This is a genomic window from Micromonospora sp. 050-3, assembly GCF_046549335.1.
GTDB lineage: Bacteria > Actinomycetota > Actinomycetes > Mycobacteriales > Micromonosporaceae > Micromonospora > Micromonospora trifolii.
Map to the genome: position 1 here is coordinate 1,453,278 of NZ_JAJPVX010000002.1, position 18,570 is coordinate 1,471,847.

14 protein-coding genes are annotated in these 18,570 nt (G+C 70.7%); 1 reads left to right on the forward strand and 13 read right to left on the reverse strand.

The window, feature by feature from the left end:
• Positions 1-22: 22 nt before the first annotated feature.
• Genes hutH through ACLJOK_RS21790 form a run of 6 tightly spaced genes read right to left on the reverse strand, consistent with a single transcriptional unit; the run spans position 23 to position 7,823 of the window.
• A complete protein-coding gene (gene hutH, locus ACLJOK_RS21765; RefSeq protein WP_410820529.1) occupies positions 23-1,561 on the reverse strand; it encodes a histidine ammonia-lyase in 1,539 nt (512 codons plus the stop codon).
• Positions 1,558-2,745: an imidazolonepropionase gene (gene hutI / locus ACLJOK_RS21770; protein ID WP_410820530.1), complete on the reverse strand. Its 1,188-nt coding sequence runs from the start codon at positions 2,743-2,745 to the stop codon at positions 1,558-1,560. The genes hutH and hutI overlap by 4 nt, the downstream gene beginning before the upstream one ends.
• On the reverse strand, positions 2,742-4,109 hold the full coding sequence (locus tag ACLJOK_RS21775) for a formimidoylglutamate deiminase (RefSeq protein ID WP_410820531.1): 1,368 nt from the start codon (positions 4,107-4,109) through the stop codon (positions 2,742-2,744). Before ACLJOK_RS21775 ends, hutI begins: the two co-directional genes overlap by 4 nt.
• The gene (locus ACLJOK_RS21780; RefSeq protein ID WP_410820532.1) at positions 4,100-5,302 is read right to left on the reverse strand and encodes an allantoate amidohydrolase; all 1,203 of its coding nucleotides are present in this window, start codon (positions 5,300-5,302) and stop codon (positions 4,100-4,102) included. The genes ACLJOK_RS21775 and ACLJOK_RS21780 overlap by 10 nt, the downstream gene beginning before the upstream one ends.
• On the reverse strand, positions 5,299-6,954 hold the full coding sequence (gene hutU, locus ACLJOK_RS21785) for a urocanate hydratase (RefSeq protein ID WP_410820533.1): 1,656 nt from the start codon (positions 6,952-6,954) through the stop codon (positions 5,299-5,301). The genes ACLJOK_RS21780 and hutU overlap by 4 nt, the downstream gene beginning before the upstream one ends.
• A 17-nt stretch (positions 6,955-6,971) precedes the next feature.
• Positions 6,972-7,823, reverse strand: coding sequence for a MurR/RpiR family transcriptional regulator (locus ACLJOK_RS21790; RefSeq protein ID WP_410820534.1), 852 nt, complete (start codon positions 7,821-7,823; stop codon positions 6,972-6,974).
• Between the two features lie 180 nt (positions 7,824-8,003).
• Between ACLJOK_RS21790 and ACLJOK_RS21795 the strand changes: the two genes are divergently transcribed.
• The gene (locus ACLJOK_RS21795) at positions 8,004-9,260 is read left to right on the forward strand and encodes a hypothetical protein (protein ID WP_410820535.1); all 1,257 of its coding nucleotides are present in this window, start codon (positions 8,004-8,006) and stop codon (positions 9,258-9,260) included.
• Between the two features lie 52 nt (positions 9,261-9,312).
• On the opposite strand, the gene ACLJOK_RS21800 is transcribed toward ACLJOK_RS21795, so the two are convergent.
• Genes ACLJOK_RS21800 through ACLJOK_RS21830 form a run of 7 tightly spaced genes read right to left on the reverse strand, consistent with a single transcriptional unit; the run spans position 9,313 to position 18,194 of the window.
• Entirely contained in the window at positions 9,313-10,449 is a 1,137-nt protein-coding gene (locus ACLJOK_RS21800) for a glycosyltransferase (protein WP_410820536.1), read from the reverse strand.
• 10 nt (positions 10,450-10,459) lie between these two features.
• The gene (locus tag ACLJOK_RS21805; protein WP_410820537.1) at positions 10,460-11,734 is read right to left on the reverse strand and encodes an acyltransferase family protein; all 1,275 of its coding nucleotides are present in this window, start codon (positions 11,732-11,734) and stop codon (positions 10,460-10,462) included.
• Positions 11,731-13,263 (reverse strand): lipid II flippase MurJ, encoded by a 1,533-nt coding sequence (locus ACLJOK_RS21810; protein ID WP_410820538.1) that lies wholly within the window; start codon positions 13,261-13,263, stop codon positions 11,731-11,733. Before ACLJOK_RS21810 ends, ACLJOK_RS21805 begins: the two co-directional genes overlap by 4 nt.
• Before the next feature lies 1 nt (position 13,264).
• On the reverse strand, positions 13,265-14,452 hold the full coding sequence (locus tag ACLJOK_RS21815; protein WP_410820539.1) for a glycosyltransferase family 4 protein: 1,188 nt from the start codon (positions 14,450-14,452) through the stop codon (positions 13,265-13,267).
• The gene (locus tag ACLJOK_RS21820; protein WP_410820540.1) at positions 14,449-15,486 is read right to left on the reverse strand and encodes a glycosyltransferase; all 1,038 of its coding nucleotides are present in this window, start codon (positions 15,484-15,486) and stop codon (positions 14,449-14,451) included. The genes ACLJOK_RS21815 and ACLJOK_RS21820 overlap by 4 nt, the downstream gene beginning before the upstream one ends.
• Complete coding sequence (locus ACLJOK_RS21825) at positions 15,416-16,888, reverse strand: O-antigen ligase family protein (RefSeq protein WP_410820541.1); 1,473 nt, start codon at positions 16,886-16,888, stop codon at positions 15,416-15,418. Before ACLJOK_RS21825 ends, ACLJOK_RS21820 begins: the two co-directional genes overlap by 71 nt.
• 40 nt (positions 16,889-16,928) lie before the next feature.
• Entirely contained in the window at positions 16,929-18,194 is a 1,266-nt protein-coding gene (locus ACLJOK_RS21830; RefSeq protein WP_410820542.1) for a glycosyl transferase family 1, read from the reverse strand.
• Positions 18,195-18,570 lie beyond the last annotated feature (376 nt).

The following is an 18,570-nucleotide window of genomic DNA, read 5'->3' on the forward strand; positions in this document are numbered from 1 at the left end:
GACGACAGCGACCCGATGGAGATCAGCCCAGCGGGCCGACCTCCCGTTCGATGGCGGTGCGCAACTCCGGCCCGGCGACGACGGCACGGGCGGCCTCCATCACCGGGGCGAGGAACACGTCCGGGCCGGGCTCGCCGGCCGCCGGACCGAGCGCGGCGACGGCCGCCCGGCCGGCCGGGGACGGCACCAGCGGGGCGCGCAGCTGGAGGCCGCGTACGCCGGCCAGCAGCTCCACCGCGAGCAGGCTGGTCAGGTTGTCCAGCACGGTACGCAGCTTCTTGGCCGCCGCCCAGCCCATCGAGACGTGGTCCTCCTGCATTCCGCTGGTGGGCAGCGAGTCCACCGAGGCGGGGGCGGCCAGCCGGCGGTTCTCGGCGACGATCCCGGCCGCCGTGTACTGGGCGATCATCAGCCCGGAGTTGACCCCGGCGTCGGGGGAGAGGAACGCCGGCAGCTCCCGGGAGCGGGTGACGTCGAGCAGCCGGTCCACCCGCCGCTCGGCGATCGCGCCCACCTCGGCGGCGGCGATGGCGAGGAAGTCCGCGGCGAAGCCGAGCGGCGCGCCGTGGAAGTTACCCGTCGACTCGACCCGGCCGTCCGGCAGCACCACCGGGTTGTCCACAACGGACACCAGCTCTCGGCCGGCGACAGTGCGGACGAAGTCCAGGGTGTCGCGGGCCGCGCCGGCCACCTGCGGGGCGCAGCGCATCGAGTACGCGTCCTGCACGGCGTGCGCCAGGTCGTCGCGGTGCGAGTCCATCACCCGGGAGTCCTGCAACAACCGGTGGATGTTCGCCGCCGACGTCGCCTGACCGGGGTGTGGCCGGATCGCGTGCAGCTCGGGCAGGAACGGTCGCTCCGAGCCGAGCATCGCCTCGATGGCCAGCGCTGCCGTCACGTCGGCCATGGCGAACAGGTGCGCCGCGTCGTGGATGGCCAGCAGCAGCATGCCGAGCATGCCGTCGGTGCCGTTGATCAACGCCAGCCCCTCCTTGGCGGCCAGCTCGATCGGCTTGAGCCCGGCGGCGGTCAGCGCGTCGGCCGCGTCCTGCCGCTCACCGGCCGGGCCGAGCACCCAGCCCTCGCCGAGCAGCACCAGCGCGCAGTGCGCCAGCGGCGCCAGGTCACCGGAGGCGCCCAGCGAGCCGTGCTCCGGCACCCAGGGGGTGATGTCGTGGTTGAGCAGGTCGACCAGGGCCTCCGCGACCAGCGGCCGCACGCCGGATCGGCCCAGGGCGAGGGACCGGACCCGCAGCAGCATCATGGCCCGGACCACCTCGCGCGGCATCGGGGCGCCCACCCCGGCGGCGTGCGAGCGGATCAGTGCGTGTTGCAGCTCGGCCCGTCGCTCCGGGGCGATGAAGGTGTTGGCCAACGCGCCGAACCCGGTGGAGACCCCGTAGACGGGACGCCCCGACGACTCGATGCCGTCCACGATGGCCCGGCTGGTCGCCATGGCGTCGATGGTGGCCGGTGCGAGGACGACAGTGGCGGTGCCGCGGGCCACCGCGCGCACGTCGTCGGCGGTGATCCCGGTGGGCTGGATGGTCACGTGCGTCATTGTGGTGCTCCGTTGCGTATTACCTGGCGGATCAGGGGGACACCGGGCCGGTAGGCCAGGTGCAGGTACGACGGCGCGTCGAGGACGACGAGGTCGGCCCGCGCGCCGGGGGTGAGGACACCGATGTCGTCGCGGCGCAGCGCCCGCGCGCCACCGGCGGTGGCGGCCCAGACGGCCTCCGCCGGGGTCATCCGCATCTCGCGGACCGCGAGGGCCACGCAGAACGGCATCGACGAGGTGTACGACGAGCCGGGGTTGCAGTCCGTCGCCAGCGCCACAGTGACACCGGCGTCGAGCAGCCGGCGGGCGTTCGGGTAGGGCGAGCGGGTGGAGAACTCCGCGCCGGGCAACAGGGTTGCCACCGTGCGGGTGCCCGACCCGTCGCTGTGGGCCGTGTCGGCCAGCGCGGCCACGTCGGCGTCGCTCAGGTGGGTGCAGTGGTCGACGCTGGCCGCGTCCAGCTCCACTCCCAGCTGCACCCCGGGGCCGGGGCCGAGTTGGTTGGCGTGCAGCCGTACGCCCAGCCCGGCGGCCTGACCGCAGGCCAGGATGGCGCGGGCGTGGTCCACGTCGAAGGCGCCCCGCTCGCAGAACACGTCGATCCACTTCGCGTACGGGGCGGCGGCGGCCAGCATCGGCCCGCAGACCAACCCGACGTAGTCGTCGGGGCGGTCGGCGTACTCGGCGGGCACCACGTGCGCGCCCAGGAAGGTGGTCTCGGTGCTGATCTCGGCGGCGATCCGCAGCGAGCGGGCCTCGTCGGCGACGGTCAGGCCGTACCCACTCTTGATCTCCATGGTCGTGGTGCCCTGGCGCAGCGCCTCCCCGCGCAGCCGGCGCACTGTGGCCCGCAGTTCCTCGTCGGTGGCGGCCCGGGTGGCACCGACGGTGGTCCGGATGCCGCCGCCGGTGTAGGGCTCACCGGCCATCCGGGCGGCGAACTCGGCGGCCCGATCCCCGGCGAAGACCAGGTGGGCGTGGCTGTCCACGAAACCGGGCAGCACGGCGGCCCCACCGGCGTCGATGTGATGGTCGGCGGCCGGCGCGTACGCGGACGGCCCGACCCAGACCACCCGGCCCGCCTCGGCCAGCACTGCGGCGTTGCGTCGGATGCCGAGCGGGCCCTCGCCGGCACCGTTGGTGACCAGCTCCCCGATGTTGTCGACAAGCAGGCTGCCGCTCATGCGGGTGTCACCGCCTCGATCGCGGACGACAGTTCGGTCGGCACGTCGACGGTCAGGTGTCGGCCCTCGGCCACCACCACCCGGCCGTCCACCACCACCTGCTCGACGTCCGCCGCGCCGGCGGCGAAGAACGCGCCGACCGGCGGCACTCCGGCGGTGCGGGCGCTGTCCAGGCGTACCGTCACCAGGTCGGCGCGGGCGCCCACAGCGATCCTTCCGGCGTCGGCCCAGCCCAGCGCGGCGTGCCCGGCGACGCTGGCCGCGTTCAGCAGGTCGAGCGGCGCGAAGTGACCGCGTCGGCGGGTACGCAGCCGCTCGTCCAGCTCCACCGCCCGGGCCTCCTCGAACAGGTCGATCACGGCGTGGCTGTCGCTGCCGAGGCTCAACCGGATGCCCGCGTCGGCCATCAGCCGGGCCGGGCCGATGCCGTCGGCGAGGTCCCGCTCGGTGGTCGGGCAGAGGCACACACCGGTCCGGCTGTCGGCGAGCAGGGACAGGTCCGCGCTGGTGGGGTGGGTGGCGTGGACGGCTGTGGTGTGCGGCCCGAGCACGCCGTGCTCGGCGAGCAGCGCGGTGGGCGAGCGCCCGTGCACGGCCCGGCACTCGTCGTTCTCGGCGGGCTGTTCGGAGAGGTGCACGTGCAGCGGCGCCTGCCGCTCCCGGGCCCAGTCGGCGACAGTGCGCAACTGATCGGCTGGGACGGCCCGCACCGAGTGCACGGCAGCGCCGACCCGGGCGTGCGGGTCCGCCGGCTGGAACGCCGCGGCCCGCTCGGCCCAGCGGCCCGCGTCACCGTCGCCGAATCGGCGCTGCGGCCCGGTGAGGGGCCGACCGTCCACGCTGGAGGTCAGGTAGCAGGTGTCCAGCACTGTGAGTCGGATACCGGCGTGCGCGGCGGCCTCGACCAGCGCCGCGCCCATCGCGTTCGGGTCGTCGTAGGCGCCGCCGTCCGGCCGGTGGTGCAGGTAGTGGAACTCGCCCACGCAGGTGATCCCGGCGAGCGCCATCTCGGCGTACACGGCCCGGGCCAGGGCGAGGTAGGTGTCCGGGTCCAGCCGGTCCGCGACGGCGTACATCTGGTCCCGCCAGGTCCAGAAGTCACCCCGCCCACCGTGGGTACGCCCGCGCAGCGCCCGGTGGAAGGCGTGCGAGTGCACGTTCGCGAGGCCGGGCACTGTGAGGCCGGGCAGCGGCACCGCATCGGCGTACACCTCGACCCCGGCCGGTGGCCTGCTGCCCGGGGTCAGCGGCGTCACCGCCGTGATCCGACCGTCCTCGGCCTCGATCAGCACGTCGGGTGTGGGTTCGGCGTGCTCGGGCAGCCAGGCGTACTCGGCGAGCCAGCGGGTCGGTGTCACCGGCATGTCAGCTCCTCCAGCACCCGGGCCAGCGCCCGTACCCCGGCCGCGCAGTCGTCGTCGGTCGCCGCCTCGGCGGGGGAGTGCGAGACACCGGTCGGGTTGCGCACGAAGAGCATCGCGGTGGGCAGGTACGCGGCGAGCACCCCGGCGTCGTGCCCCGCGCCGGTGGGCAGCACCGGAGCGTCGAGCACTGTGGCCAGGCGCTCGGCCAGCCCGCCGTCGAAGGCGACCACCGGGGTGGCCGACTCCTCGGTGACTGTCACCGTCGTCCCGTCGCGGCGAGCCCGCTCGGCGAGCTTGCCGCGTACCGCGTCGACCAGCCCGTTCAGCGTCTCCGGGTCGGCGGCCCGGGCGTCCAGCCAGCCGATCACCTTCGACGGGATCGCGTTTGTGGCGTTGGGTTCGACGGCGACCCGGCCCACCGTGGCGTGCGCGCCGCGCAGCCGGGCCTCCTTGTTGGCCGCCAGCACCGTGAACGCGTAGGTCAGCATCGGGTCGCGCCGGTCGGCCATCCGTGTGGTACCCGCATGGTTGCCCTCGCCGACGACGTCGAAGCGCCACCGGCCGTGCGGCCAGATCGCGCTGGCCACAGCGACCGGCGAGTCCGTGTCGACGAGCGCGCGGCCCTGTTCGACGTGCAACTCCACGAAGGCGCCGAACCGGCCCAGCACCTCCGGGCGGGCGCCCGCCGGCCGGTCACCGAGCGCCTCGGCGAAGCTCACCCCGGCGGCGTCGCGCAGGCCGGCCGCGCGTTCTGCCGACAGCGCCCCGGTGAGCAGCCGCGACCCCAGACACGGTACGCCGAAGCGCGCACCCTCCTCCTCGACGAAGGCGCCCAGCACCAGCGGCCGGCCGGGGGTGACGCCCGCCGCGCGCAGCTCGTCCACGGCGAGGAACGCGCTCACGATGCCGAGCGGCCCGTCGTACGCCCCGCCGTGCGGCACCGAGTCGAAGTGGCTGCCGGTGAGCACCGCCTCGGACGCCTCCGGGTCACCCCAGTGGGCGAAGAGGTTGCCGTTGCCGTCCTCGGTGACCGGCATGGCACGGCGCTCGGCCTGGGCCCGGAACCAGGTGCGCAGCTCCCGCTCCGGCTCGGTCAACGCGTACCGCAGATAGCCGCCGCTGCCGGCGTCCCGCCCGACCGGCGCGATCTCGTCCCACAGCGCCCGGAACCGCGCGGAAAGCTTGTCGCTCATGCTGGTCCCTCGGTCATGGGGACCCGGACGCCGGTGCGGTCGGCGACCTCACGGGCGCTCTCGTAGCCGGCGTCGACGTGCCGGATGACGCCCATCGCGGGATCGTTGGTGAGCACCCGCTCGATCTTCTGACCGGCGAGGGCGGTGCCGTCGGCCACGCACACCTGCCCGGCGTGGATCGACCGGCCGATGCCCACCCCGCCGCCGTGGTGAATGGACACCCAGGAAGCCCCACTGGCCGTGTTGACCAGGGCGTTGAGCAGCGGCCAGTCGGCGATGGCGTCGGAGCCGTCGGCCATCCCCTCGGTCTCCCGGTACGGGCTCGCGACGCTGCCGGTGTCCAGGTGGTCGCGGCCGATCACCACCGGGGCGGAGAGTTCGCCGGAGGCAACCATGTCGTTGAACCGCACGCCCGCCCTGTCCCGCTCGCCCTGACCGAGCCAGCAGATCCGGGCCGGCAGGCCCTGGAAGGCAACCCGCTCACCGGCCAGCTTGATCCACCGGGCCAGCGACTCGTTCTCCGGGAACAGGTCGAGGATGGCCCGGTCGGTGGCCGCGATGTCGGCCGGGTCGCCGGAGAGCGCCGCCCACCGGAACGGACCCCTACCCTCACAGAACAACGGCCGGATGTACGCGGGCACGAAGCCCGGGAAGTCGAAGGCACGCTGGTAGCCGCCGAGCTGCGCCTCACCCCGGATCGAGTTGCCGTAGTCGAACACCTCGGCGCCGGCGTCGAGGAAGCCAACCATCGCCTCGACGTGCGTCGCCATCGACGCGCGGGCCCGGTCGGTGAACTCGGCCGGCTTCGCGGTGGCGTAGTCCCGGGCCTCGGCCAGCTCCACCCCCACCGGCAGGTACGCCAGTGGATCGTGCGCGCTGGTCTGGTCGGTCACGATGTCGATCTCGACGCCCCGGGTCAGCAACTCCGGGAAGACCTCGGCGGCGTTGCCGACCACGCCCACGCTCAGCGCCCGGCGCTCCCGCTTCGCCGCGCGGACCCGAGCGATCGCATCGTCGAGGGAGTCGGCGACCTCGTCCAGGTAGCGGTCGTGCACCCGACGGTCGAGCCGGGTGCGGTCCACGTCAACGATCAGGCAGACGCCGCCGTTCATGGTGACCGCGAGTGGCTGCGCGCCGCCCATCCCGCCGCAGCCCGCGGTCAGCGTCAGCGTGCCAGCGAGGGTGCTCTCGAACCTCTTGGCGGCCACCGCCGCGAACGTCTCGTAGGTGCCCTGGAGGATGCCCTGGGTGCCGATGTAGATCCAGGAGCCGGCGGTCATCTGCCCGTACATGGTCAGGCCGAGCTGCTCCAGGCGGCGGAACTCCGGCCAGGTCGCCCAGTCGCCGACCAGGTTCGAGTTGGCCAGCAGCACCCGGGGCGCCCACTCGTGGGTGCGCATCACCCCGACCGGGCGGCCCGACTGCACCAGCATCGTCTCGTCCTCGCGCAGGTCGGTCAGCGTGCGGACCAACGCGTGGTACGACGGCCAGTCCCGCGCCGCCTTGCCGGTGCCGCCGTAGACCACCAGGTCGTCGGGACGTTCGGCCACCTCGGGATCGAGGTTGTTCATCAACATCCGCAGGGCGCCCTCCTGCTGCCACCCGCGGGTGGTGAGCTGGCTGCCCCGTGCGGCACGAATGGGCTGGGTCATCTCTGGTTCTCCTCCGGTCAACCGAGGAACAACTGTCGGCGGGCCGCGGAGGCTTCGAACGCCTCCAGTCGGCGCTGGGTGTCGGCCGGGGTGGCGTCGCAGATCGCCTGCAACAGCACCATGGCCAGGGTCATCGGTGCGGTGTGCAGGTCGAAGACGAGCTGCGCGCCGACCGCCGCGGCGAGCACCACGTCGGCGTGCTCGGTGGCCGGGCTGACCGGCGAGTCGGTGATCGCCACGACCGTCAACCCGGCGTGGCGGGCGTCGCGCAGCGCGTCCAGGGTCTCCCGGGGGTAGCGGGGCAGCACGAAGGCCAGTACGGCTGACGCGCCGGCCTCGGCGGCCTGCTCCAGGCGGTCGGTGAGCAGGCTGCCGCCGTCGTCGAGGACCCGCACGTCCGGGTGCACCTTCGCCGCGAAATAGGCGAAGTAGGCGGCCAGCGGCGCGGCGGCGCGCAGGCCGAGCACCGGCAGTGGGCGACTCTCGGCGAGGAGCCGCCCGATCTCGGCGATCCGGTCCCGGTCGGCGAGCTGACCGGCCAGTCGGTCCAGGTTGCCCATCTCGGCGCGTACCGCCTGCTGGAGTTCGTTGCCGGCGTCCGTCGACCCGCCCGGCGTGGTGGCGGTGAGGTCACGCAGCCGGCGGCGCAGCGCCGGGTAGCCGTCGTGGCCGAGCGCGACGGCGAACCGGGTGACCGACGGCTGACTGACCCCGGCCAACTCGGCGACCTCAGCCGCGGACAGGTAGGCAACGGAGGGGGCGTGCTGCACAAGGCAGTGCGCGATCCGGCGCTGGGTGGGGGTGAGCCGCACCCCTTGGAACAGGTCGAGCACCCGGTCAGCGGGTGCCTCGACAGCTCCTTCATTCATGAGTCGACTCTATGCATGAGAATTTTCACTGGCAAGCGGCACCGGCCACCACCGGTCGCCCCGGGCGGGGCGGGCCGGGTTGGCCGACGGTCGGTACTATCCGCACGGCGGTTCAACGGAGGAGTGCGCATGCAGCCGGAAGGCCCCTACAGGTACACCCACGCGCTCGGCGGGTCTCCAGTGGGGAAAGCATGGGCCGCGATCGACGAGCAAGGCCGATTCGTCACCGTTGCGGTGCTCGACGCCACAGTGGCCGCCACACCCGGCTGGCGTGAGGCGTTCGCCGGGGCTGCCGACCTGCTGGCTCAGTCGGCCGACCCGATGCCCTACACGTACGCCGATTTCTCGGCCGCCGCGCCCTGGGTGGCATACCCCGCCGAGGCGGGCCCCGGCGCCGAAAAGCTGTTCCGGGCCCTCGGCGTCGAGTACACCCCCGCCCCGCCGGCGATCCCACCGACGTCCGCCCCGCCGCTGGTCTCCGCCCCGCCTTCTGTCTCCGCACCACCCTTGGTGTCCGCCCCGCCCGTGTCCGCCCCGCCGCAGCCGATCTCCGGTGGGCCGCAGGTGCCTTGGGCCGTGCAGACCGGCCCGATCCCCGGCCAGCTGGTCTCTGCGGTCCCGCACCCCATCTCCGGCGTGCCCACCTCGCCGACCGCGGTGACCTCGTCACCGCCGGCCGCACACGTCTCCCCGGTGAGCGGGCCGAGTGCCGATGCGTTCGCCGCACCGGTGCGCCGGATCACCCCGTCCACGCCGCCGCCCCGGCGCACCGGGCTCTGGATCGGGATCGCCGCACTGGTCCTGGTGGTGCTGGCGGGTGGCGGCGGCCTGGCGATCTGGAAGGGCTCGGGCGACAAGCCTGCGGACGTAGCCAGCAGCGCAACCCCAGAGACGCCCTCGATGCCCGCCGCGCCGCCACAGTCACCGGGCATCGAGCCGCCGCAGAGCGGCAAGTGGCCGGCACAGTGGCCGACGTTCACCGAGCGGGACAACGTGCGGACGCTGACCAACCTCGAAGGGCTGGGCTTCCCGGTCAAGGTTCCGATGGACTGGTCCTGCAGCCTGGCGGGTAAGGCTGAGGGGTTCGTCAAGTACAACTGCGGCCGGTCGGCATCGGGGGAGTCGACGATGGGCGGTGAGCTGATCGTCCGAGCCTGCCCGCAGCCGTGTGACGAGCGCCGCCAGACCGCCATGCGGATGGCCGAGGAGGCGTGGGGCACGCGGTGGACTCGCAGCGGCCAGGCCACCACCTACGGCGAGGCGCTCATCAACACCGATGGCGAGCAGCGGCACGGCCTGGCCGTCGTCGCCTACTATCGGGGCGGCCCGGACGGCGTCATCGACCAGCAGTTCGTGCTGCGACTGACCGGTCCGATGCAGGAAGCCAATCAACTGCGTCGGATCGCCACCTACCTGCGCGCCGTCCTCGTCTACTGAACCAGGCGCGGATGTGCGTGCGGTCGGCACGCACATCCGCGGCCATTGGCGTTCAGCGTCCGGCGTCGGCGATCCAGGCCGTCATCCGAGCCGCGAACTGCTGCTCCGAGAACCCGTGGGCGTGTGACCGGATGCGGTCCTGCGACAGCTCGGACAGCCGGTGGATCAGCGGCACGAAGCTAGCCGGGTCTTGGGAGTCGATGAGGAAACCGGTCTCCCCGTCGACGACGGTCTCCAGCAGGCCGCCGCGGCGCAGACCCACCACCGGGGTCCCGCAGGCCTGGGCTTCGACCGGGATGATGCCGAAATCCTCGTGGACCGGGAAGAGCAGCGCCCGTGCGCCCCAGTAGAGCTGGCGCAGTCGCTCCTTCGAAGGCCGCACCTCGAACGTCACCGGAACGCTGACCCGCTCGGCGACCCGTCGCAGCGCGGTTTCCTCCGGTCCGGAGCCGGCGATCACCACTGGCAGTCCGGCCGCCTCGGCGATCTGAATGATCAAGTCGAAGTTCTTGTACGGGATCCACCGTCCAAACCCGAGCAGGTACTCCCGCGGCTGATGCTGGTCCGCTGCGGGCGCGGCCGCGAAGTAGTCGACGTCCACCGGAGGGTTGATGACGACCGCGTCCCGCTTCCAATAACGGGCGATGCGGGCCCGGACCTCCTCCGAGTTCGCGGCGTAAGCGTTCACGTGCCGGCTGAGCCGGACGTCAGCGCTCTGCAGCACGCGTCGCGGCACGGTCAGCATCGGGTTGGAGCCCCGCCCGTCGAAGTTCGGACTCCAGATGTACCGCGCGGGGGAGTGCACGTAGCTGAGGTACCGGGTCTCTTCCGACGACCCGAGCCGCACCGTGTGGGCGAAGGCATGGCTCGACGAGATCACCAGGTCGAACCGCTCCTGGCTGAGGGTCCGCCACACCAGGGGCATCAACGGCAGCGCCCCGGCCTTCGTCTTGCGCAGCGGAGTCCGCGCCATCCACGACTCCCGCAGGTTCGGCTCGACGGCGTCGTGGTCCTTCCAGAGCACGAAGCGCTCCGCCTCCGGCAGCAGGCTGCTGATCTGCCGGAAGACGTTCTCCGAGCCGCCGGTTGCCCCGAACCACTCGTGGACGAGTGCGACTCGGGCGCTCTTCAGGGCGTCGAGGGGCCGTGGCGCGCCGGCCTGGGGGATGGCGGAAAGGTTATCTACCACTGGTTGCTCCTCATGCCACGGGACTTCCGGCGTCCGTCCGAACCGAGCCGCCGTATTGATCACTGTTCGCCGTTCGGCGCTCGCTGGGGCTGTCGCTGTTCGCCGACTGACTGGACTCGATGCTGCCGAGCGGGTCGCGAGTCAGCGGGCTCGCAGCGGATCGACCCGGCCCGCCGCGGTCCGCATCATGCTCCTGGTCTGATCCCGACCGGACCTGCGCGAAGCTCTCCTGCAGCTTGCGGCGAAGGAACCGGGCGCCGGGCCGCTCCACGAAGCGGTGGGCGAGGTAGGCGAGTAGCAGTACGCCGGCCAGCAGTGCGGTCAGTAGCGCCCAGGGCGGCACCGAGTCATGCAGGCGGCTCACCGCGACACGGCTGATCTGGAGGTGCAGCAGGTACAGCGGGTAGGTGAGCGCGCCGATGACGGTGAGCCCACGCCAACGCACACCGGAGAGGAACCCGAGCGCGACCAACGTCATGACCGCGAAGAAGACCAGCAGCACCGGTAGCGCCACCTCGAAGGAGACGACCGGCTTCGGTCGGTTCGCGTTGTGCTCCGCCACCCGCCTGTTCAATTCGATGATCGCCAGAATCGCCGATACGCCGAGTATGCCGGTCAGGAGGAGGTTCGGCCCGAAACGGTGGCAGAGATAGAGGGCAATGCCGGCGATGAAGTACGGCGCGAATCTCGGCTCGACGATCGACACCAGCAGCGGCGAGTCCGAGGACTGGGCGAACAGCGCGGCGATCGTCCAGAACACGCAGAAGAGGACGACTCGCCGGTAGGTGAGGCCGAACCACACCACGACCACGAAGAGTAGGTAGAACTTCAGCTCGACGAAGAGGGTCCAGTAGACCGAGTCGATGTGCGGAATGCCGACGAATGACTGCAGCATCGTCAAGTTCATCAGAACGTGCGATGGCTGCGGCCGACCGCTCGCGAGCGGCCAGAGTATGAGAACCGCCGAGGTGAACAGCACCGCGAGCAGGTAGGCGGGCACGAGCCGGGTGACCCGTGACGTGAAGAAGTCAGCTACCGATCTGCCCCAGCAGCTCATGCAGATGACGAATCCGCTGATCACGAAGAAGAACTCGACGCCCATCCAGCCGTAGCGGGAGACTCTCACGATCGTGTCGCCGAACAGCACACCCGCGTCGGTGCCCCAGGCACCCCGGTTGTCCACGAAGACGTGGTAGCAGAGGACCGCGAGGGCAGCGCAGAAGCGCAACAGATCCAGGATGTAGAGGCGGTCGCCGCGAGGGCGGCGCGACAATGGGTTCCTCACTTGATCGCCACCAGGTCGTCCTGCGGAGTCTCGTCAGCACCCCGACCGAGCTTCTTCAGGACGAACGACAGGAACGTACGCCGAAGCTGAGGCACGGCAGCCACGTAACCGACCCAGATCAGCAGGATGGCCACGCAGGACGCGATGAGCCGCAGCAGTCCGGGGCCGGCCAGAAGGTACCCGGCGGCCGCGGCGGCCGCCGCGCCCGGCAGCACAACGGCGAGCAAACGCATGCTGAAGCCCAGTACCGACAGCAACCGAGCCGAGATGAGGAACATCAACAGGCCGCTGAGCGAGGAGGCCGCGCCGATCGTGAAAGCCCCCCAGTGCTTGTACAGCAGCAGGTTGAAGGCGATGGGAATACCGAAGGAGACCGCCATCACGATTGCGACCTTGAAGTTGGCTCCTCGGGCGTTCAGCACCTTGACGAAGGTGTAACCGAGCACGTGCGCCCAGATCCCGAGCGCGAAGCCCAGCAGCAGCACCGACGAGACGTCCACAGCGCGACTGTCGAACTCGCCCCGGGCGTACAGGAGGGTGACGATTCCCCGGCTGTTCAAGGAGAGGATCAGGGCGAGGGGGATCGCCACCAGGATCACCGGCGGGATCAGGCGGCGGAGTCCACCGCTCACCTCGTGTGCCTTCATGCGGGCGAACGAAGCTAGGCCGGCCAGGCCCAACGGGGCGGCGAGCAGGGCCATGACCGAGTCGACCACGAAACGCGCGTACTCGGTGGCCGCCACCACCTCCACACCAAGCAGCGAGCCGACGGCCCGCTCGACACCGATCGACCCCTGAAGGATCACGGGAATCAGCAGCAGCGGGCGCAGCCGTCGCCAGAACATTCGAAGGGCCAGCTTCGTCGCATCCTGGTCCGGGCGGCGGGGACCCGACTCGTCCCCCTCGCGCAGGTAGCCACGGCGTCGGAGCCAGTAGGCGCCCACGCACCACAGCACGATGTACGGAAGGGTGAAACCCCAGGCCAGCACGGACACCTGCCCGGTCATCCAGGCGATCACCGTGGCGAGGATCAGCCCGATGCTCTGGCACGAAGGGCGTAGGTTGATCAGTCGGACGTCGTCGTTCGCAAGGCCGACCAGTGTGTACAGGTTGTACAGGACGTAGAACGGCACGCCCAGCGCGGCGATGCCGAGCATGGTCGCGGCGATGTCCGCCGTGTGTGGATCGAGCCCGGGCCCGAGAAGCCCCACCCACAGGTCCCGACCGAAGATGAGCGCCACGGCCAGGACCACGGAGAAGGCAGCCAACAGCAGGTGCACCGCGCGGTAGAGCACCTGCGCCATCGCGGGCCGCTCCTGGCGGTACTGCACGTACAGCGGCAGGAACCCCGCGGAGAGCGCGTCGGCGGTGAAGAAGTTGATGGGGATCAACGTCGCCGTCAGTGCGATGCGGTTGGCCGCCACCACCCGCCCCGCCCCAAAGAGCGCGGCCAGCAGGACCTCGCGGAGCAATCCGAGGATCTTGCCGGCGATACCGCCGAGGACCAGACGGAAGAAGACCTTGCCCATGTCAGGCCTGGCGCTGTGTGATCAGATGGGCGAAGTCAGCCAGGTAGTCCCGCGCGCAATGATCGAGAAGGAAGGTGGGCGGCAGCAGATTGGTGCGCGGGCCCCGATCCGCGGTCACCTTCTGCACCACGTCGGCGAGCGCATCGGAGTCCGGCGTGTCGACCTCGTGCAGCACTCGGCTCAGTGCCTCCGATCGGATCGACCCGGCGGTGACGACGCATGGCAGGCCGGACGCCAACGCCTCCAGAACCGCCATCGGAAGCCCTTCGAGACGTGCCGTGGTGAGCAGTGACACGTCGCAGGCGGAGTAGTAGTCACGCACGGCGTCGGCCTCGACCCGGCCGGTGAACCGGACCATCTCCTCCAGCTGCAGTTTGCGGACCAGACCCCGCAGCCGCGCCTCGTCCGGGCCGTCGCCGACGACGACGAAACGGAACCGGCTGCCAAGGCCGCGGTCGCGCAGGACCGCCGCGGCCTGCAGGGCCCGATCGACCCGCTTCTGCACGTGCAGGCGGCCGACGCAGCCGACCACCACCGTCTGCTCGTCGATGCCCAGCTCGCGCCGGATCCGGTCCCGGGCGACGGCGTCGAATGCGTGGTCCTCGGCTCGGACGCCGTTGGGGATCAGGCGGACCTTGTCCGGCGTTGCCGCCCAGTTCTGGGGTGCGGCGGTCAGCGACTCGACAACGTTCTCACCGACCGCGACGAGGCGGTCGAAGTCCCGGTAGCGGGCCAGGTCGCGCACCAGTGAGAAGGCGTTCTTGGGCGTGCCGACCAGGGAACGCGCGGTGGGCGCCCGCAGCTTCGACCCGAGCTCCATGGCGGACGTGCCGTGCACCTGGAGCACGAACGGCGTCCGCGGGTGCTGGGCCCGCTCCCGGACCACCGAGTATGAGCCGGCGCTCACCGAGAAGACCACACTCGGTGGGGTGCTGGTCGCGAGCCAGTGCGCCCGGGCCTCCTCCCACCAGGCGTGGGAGTAACGGCCAGGTCGGGTGCCCGCCAACGGCGTCACCTCGACACCATCCTCGGTGAACGTGCCGGTCCGGCCCGGGATCGCCGTGGTGACGATCCGTACCCGCGGCACGTGCAGTGCCCACTCGGCGGCCAGCCGCCAGGCGAGCGTCTCCATTCCGCCGGTGTGGTGATGCGGCGTCGACCGGGAATGGATGAGAATGGACTCGATCACAGTAGGTCCCCATACAACGACTCAAGTTTGGCGGTCTGCCGGCTCAGGTTGAACTGGTCTTCGACTGTCTGCCGGCCGGCCTTGCCGAACCGGTCACAGAGGTTCTGATCGCGCAGTAGTTCGATCAGCCGGTCCGCGAGCGCGGCGACGTCACGTTCGGGCACCAGGAAGCCGTTCGCCCCGTCCGTCACCGCTTCGGGAATACCACCGTGATGGGTTCCGACCACCGGCTTACCGGAGGCGGCGGCCTCCAGAAGCACCATCCCCAGCCCTTCCTGGTCGCCGTCCTGGGCGGTCACGCTCGGCAGGCACAGCAGCGTCGACTGGCTCAGCCAGCGCAGGGTGTCACTGTGCTTCTGCGCGCCCAGGAAACGCACCCCCGCCTCGACACCGAGCTCCCGAGCGAGTGACGTGAGTGAGTCACGCAGCGGCCCTTCGCCGATGAGCACCAGTTCGCTGCCGGGGATCGCCTTGCGTACCTCGGCGAATGCTCGCAGCAGGTACTGCGTCCCCTTCTTCTCGACCAGCCGGGCGACGTGCAGGATCCGGGGTACGTCGACGGGCTCGGCGGGCTGGATGGCCTCGACGTCCACCCCGATGGGGAGGACGTGGCATCGCTCGGCAGGGTAACCCCATTGCACGGCGCGTCGTCGGATGTGTTCGGACACGCAGATGAACACGGCGCCTTCGGCGAAGAGGGAGTGCCGCCAGGTGACGTAGTTCAACCATGACGGCTTCTTCGAGGCCAGCATCTTCGCCCGGCTGACCGTCACGTCGAAGCCGTGCAGGGTCGTGACCAGCGGGACCTTCAGCGCTTTGGCGGTGGGAACCGCGTACACGCCCTCGACGCCGAAGTGGGCGTGCAACAGCGCGGTGTCACGCTTCGCGAGGGCACTCGCCAGTGCGTCCGAGCGGCGGGTCAACGTGTACGACAGAACCGCGGGCCTGCCGAACTCGGCGACACTAACTGATTCGGTCCCCGGCCTGGTCGGTACCGGATCGCGGCCCACGAACAGCGGCCGGAAGCTGCGCATCGCCAGTGCCTGGTTCGGGATGAACGTCTCCGACGGCAGGAACTGTTGATGTCGCAGAATCCCGACGGTGGGCAGTTGCATTGTCGTTCGACTCCTCGCGGTCACCAACGATGAGGTAGGCGACCAGCAGCGAAAGAATAGGAATGAGGTGGATGTCGCCGAAGATCTCGGTGTTGTCGCCCAGACCGTGGATCACCGTCCACGCGATCGCGGCGGTGGTCCAGAGCGCGAAGGTCCGATAGTGGCCCTCACCGGTCAGCACGGCTCGCACGGCGAGCCGCACGGTGAGCGCGAAGAACACGGCGCTCAGCACCAGCCCGGCCAGGCCCGTCGCGGCCCACGCCGCCAGGAGGACGTTGTGCGGCGGGAAGCTGCGATAGATGTCGTGCTCGCGGGCGTACGCCCCGAATCCGGCGTCCCAGCCGCCGTAACCGAGGCCGAGGAGCGGATCCCGCAGGAACGCCTCGGCGCCGAAGCCCCAGATGGCCGTCCGGTCGCCGAAGGACTTGGCCAACGCCTGAGTGAAGCTGAGGTCGGCGGCGACCAGTACGGCCACGACGACGCCGAGCAGAACCACGCCGGCGAGCCCGATCGTCAGTTGTCGGTGTGCTCGCCTCAGCCGGCGGCGGTGGCTGCCGTGCCCGAGCGCGCCCGACTCGGCCGCCCGTCGTGCCCGGATGAGCCGCCGGGCGGCGAATACGGACGCGGGCAGGACGACGGCCAGGACCGTCGCCGACTTGGAGCCGGTGACCGGCACCGTAGCGAGGGCGACAAAGCCCACCACACGCGTCCAACGGCTCCCGGTGACGGCGGCGACGGCGAACGCGGCAACCGCGTTCACGCCGAGGAACAGCCCGGCGACGTTCGCGTTGACGAACACCCCGCCGGACTTCGCCTCGTCGAAGACGTTGTTCGGGCTGCCTGTGAAGAGGGCGGCGACAGTGTTCTGCCCGCTGACGATTCCGGCGATCGACCGCAGGAACGCGTCCTCCACGTCGGGCAGGATCCGGAAGACGAATACGAGCGCTGCCTCGGCCACGATCCAGGGCCAGTACCAGCGTTCAATCCGGCGTAGCAGACCTGGGTCCTGGCGGAGGGCCTGGAGCATCAGCGTCAGCGTGACGATGAACTGACCAAGCAGGGCGATCAGTGGCAGGCCGGCCCGCGGGTCCGGCGACCAGGCCAGCGCGAGCAGGCGTACCACGAGCAGGGCGATCAGGACACGGAACAGGCCGAGGCGGAGCAGTTCGACACCCGAGCCGCGCCGAGCCGCCAACAGCACCCCGGGCACCAGCAGAATGGTGACCACTGTCGACGCCGCGACGTCGGTGCTGCCCTCGGGCAACAGGTAGAACTGCGGCACGGCGAGGAAGAGCACGAGGCAGACCGCGGCCCATGGCATCGATCCGATCGCGATCGCCCAGGCTGCGGCCGGACGGACCCTAGCCACGAGGCCTTCCAGCGTCGCCCGCTGGCTGCGTCACCACCTCGTCGGCACGCCGAGGCATCCGGTCCGCGATCTCGCGCAGGAGACCGCCTCGGGAACTCCAGCCGAAGTCGCTGGCGTACCGGATGCGGGCCGCGAGCACGTCGTCCGAAACGGGCTGGATCCGGGCCAGCACCTCGTCAACGAAGGCAGTGGCCGAGGTTGCGGCCGTGATGTGTTCGGTCGCCTGTGCCGCCTGTACGACATCCGGGATGGGCGTGCTGATCACGCTCAAACCGGAAGAGAGGTATTCATAGCATTTGAGCGGGCTGACACCCGCTGTGTAGTCGTTCAGCGAGTACGGGATCAAGCCCACGCTGCATGTGCCCGCCGCAGCGGCGAGCTGGTCGAGGGGGAGCATTCCCAGGTATCGGGCACCGAGCCGTTCGAGCTCAGCCAGCTCGCGGTCGAACCCGCCGCCACCGGCCGCGATCGGGCCGGCGAGGAGAAGCTCGCCGTGTCCCTGTAGTGCGGTGGCCAGCGTGCGCAGCAACTCGAAGTCCAGCTTGTGCGGCGTGAGGTTCCCCGCGAACAACGCGGCGGGACGCCGTTGAGACGCCGGCTGGCTGGCGGCGGAGAATACGTCGATCTCGGCGACGTTCGGCAGAGTGAGAACCTCGGTGAACCCGACGTCGTTCAGGTGGGCGGTGACGGCCCCACTGGTGCCGATGGTCAGGTCGGCCCGGTTCGCGAGCTTCTGCTCGCCGGCGGAGACGGCTGAGCCGTCGATGCCGGGGAACGCCTGGAAGATGTCGACGCAGTGGTAGAGGGTGTAGTCCGCGTACTGCTCAAGGCCGTACGTGACGGGCGTGAAGGTCCAGAGGATCCGCGGGCTCGGGCTGCGCCGCCATTCGGCCACGGCCCGTTCCAACAGCAGCCGGTTGGGCAGTCGCGTCGGCGCCTGGTGAATCGGCACGATGAGCGGCGAGATGACGCTGACCCGGTCAGGAATGGAGCGGTAGGTTGCCGTCTTCTCGTGGCCGACAACCGAGTGCCGCAGTCGCTTGGCGATCCGGGTGACGTCCTTCGCGTCGAGCCGCACCCGCCGTAGACCGAGGGACTCCACGAAGTGGATGTCGAAGTCACGGGCCAGTTCCCGTACGACGTAGTGCTGATTCGTGGCGATCGGAGAGTTCCACTCGGCGGTGCCCAGGACCAGGATCGTCAGTGCTGCCGACCCGGCTCCGGAGTGGGGTTCCGGGGGCGAAGGTGGTGTCGTCACGTGTCTCTTCCGGATTCGTCCGGCCACTAGATTGCGCTGCGGCCGCAGGTCTGCAGACCGCGCGGCAGCGGTGATGCGTGCACGACAGGACGCACCCCGATACCTCCCGATCCCCGTTCGGGTTGGCGCGCTTTGCCAGCCCAACGGGGCTTTGCCGGGCGCACCGTTAGACGGGCAGCAGGAAGGGCTGCCCGTCAAGCCCGGGTTAATAGACCTCAACGCCGACCCTTCTGTCAATGGCGGCCTGGCGCCCGACCAGGCGTCTGCTGCTGCGGAGAACCGAAGCCCCTGCTGTATGTGGGGATTTGCAAGGTTATGAGAGACCGCGTAACGCGGACGAAATGACTCTTCGGTCAGTCCGTGTCGACCGGGGGAA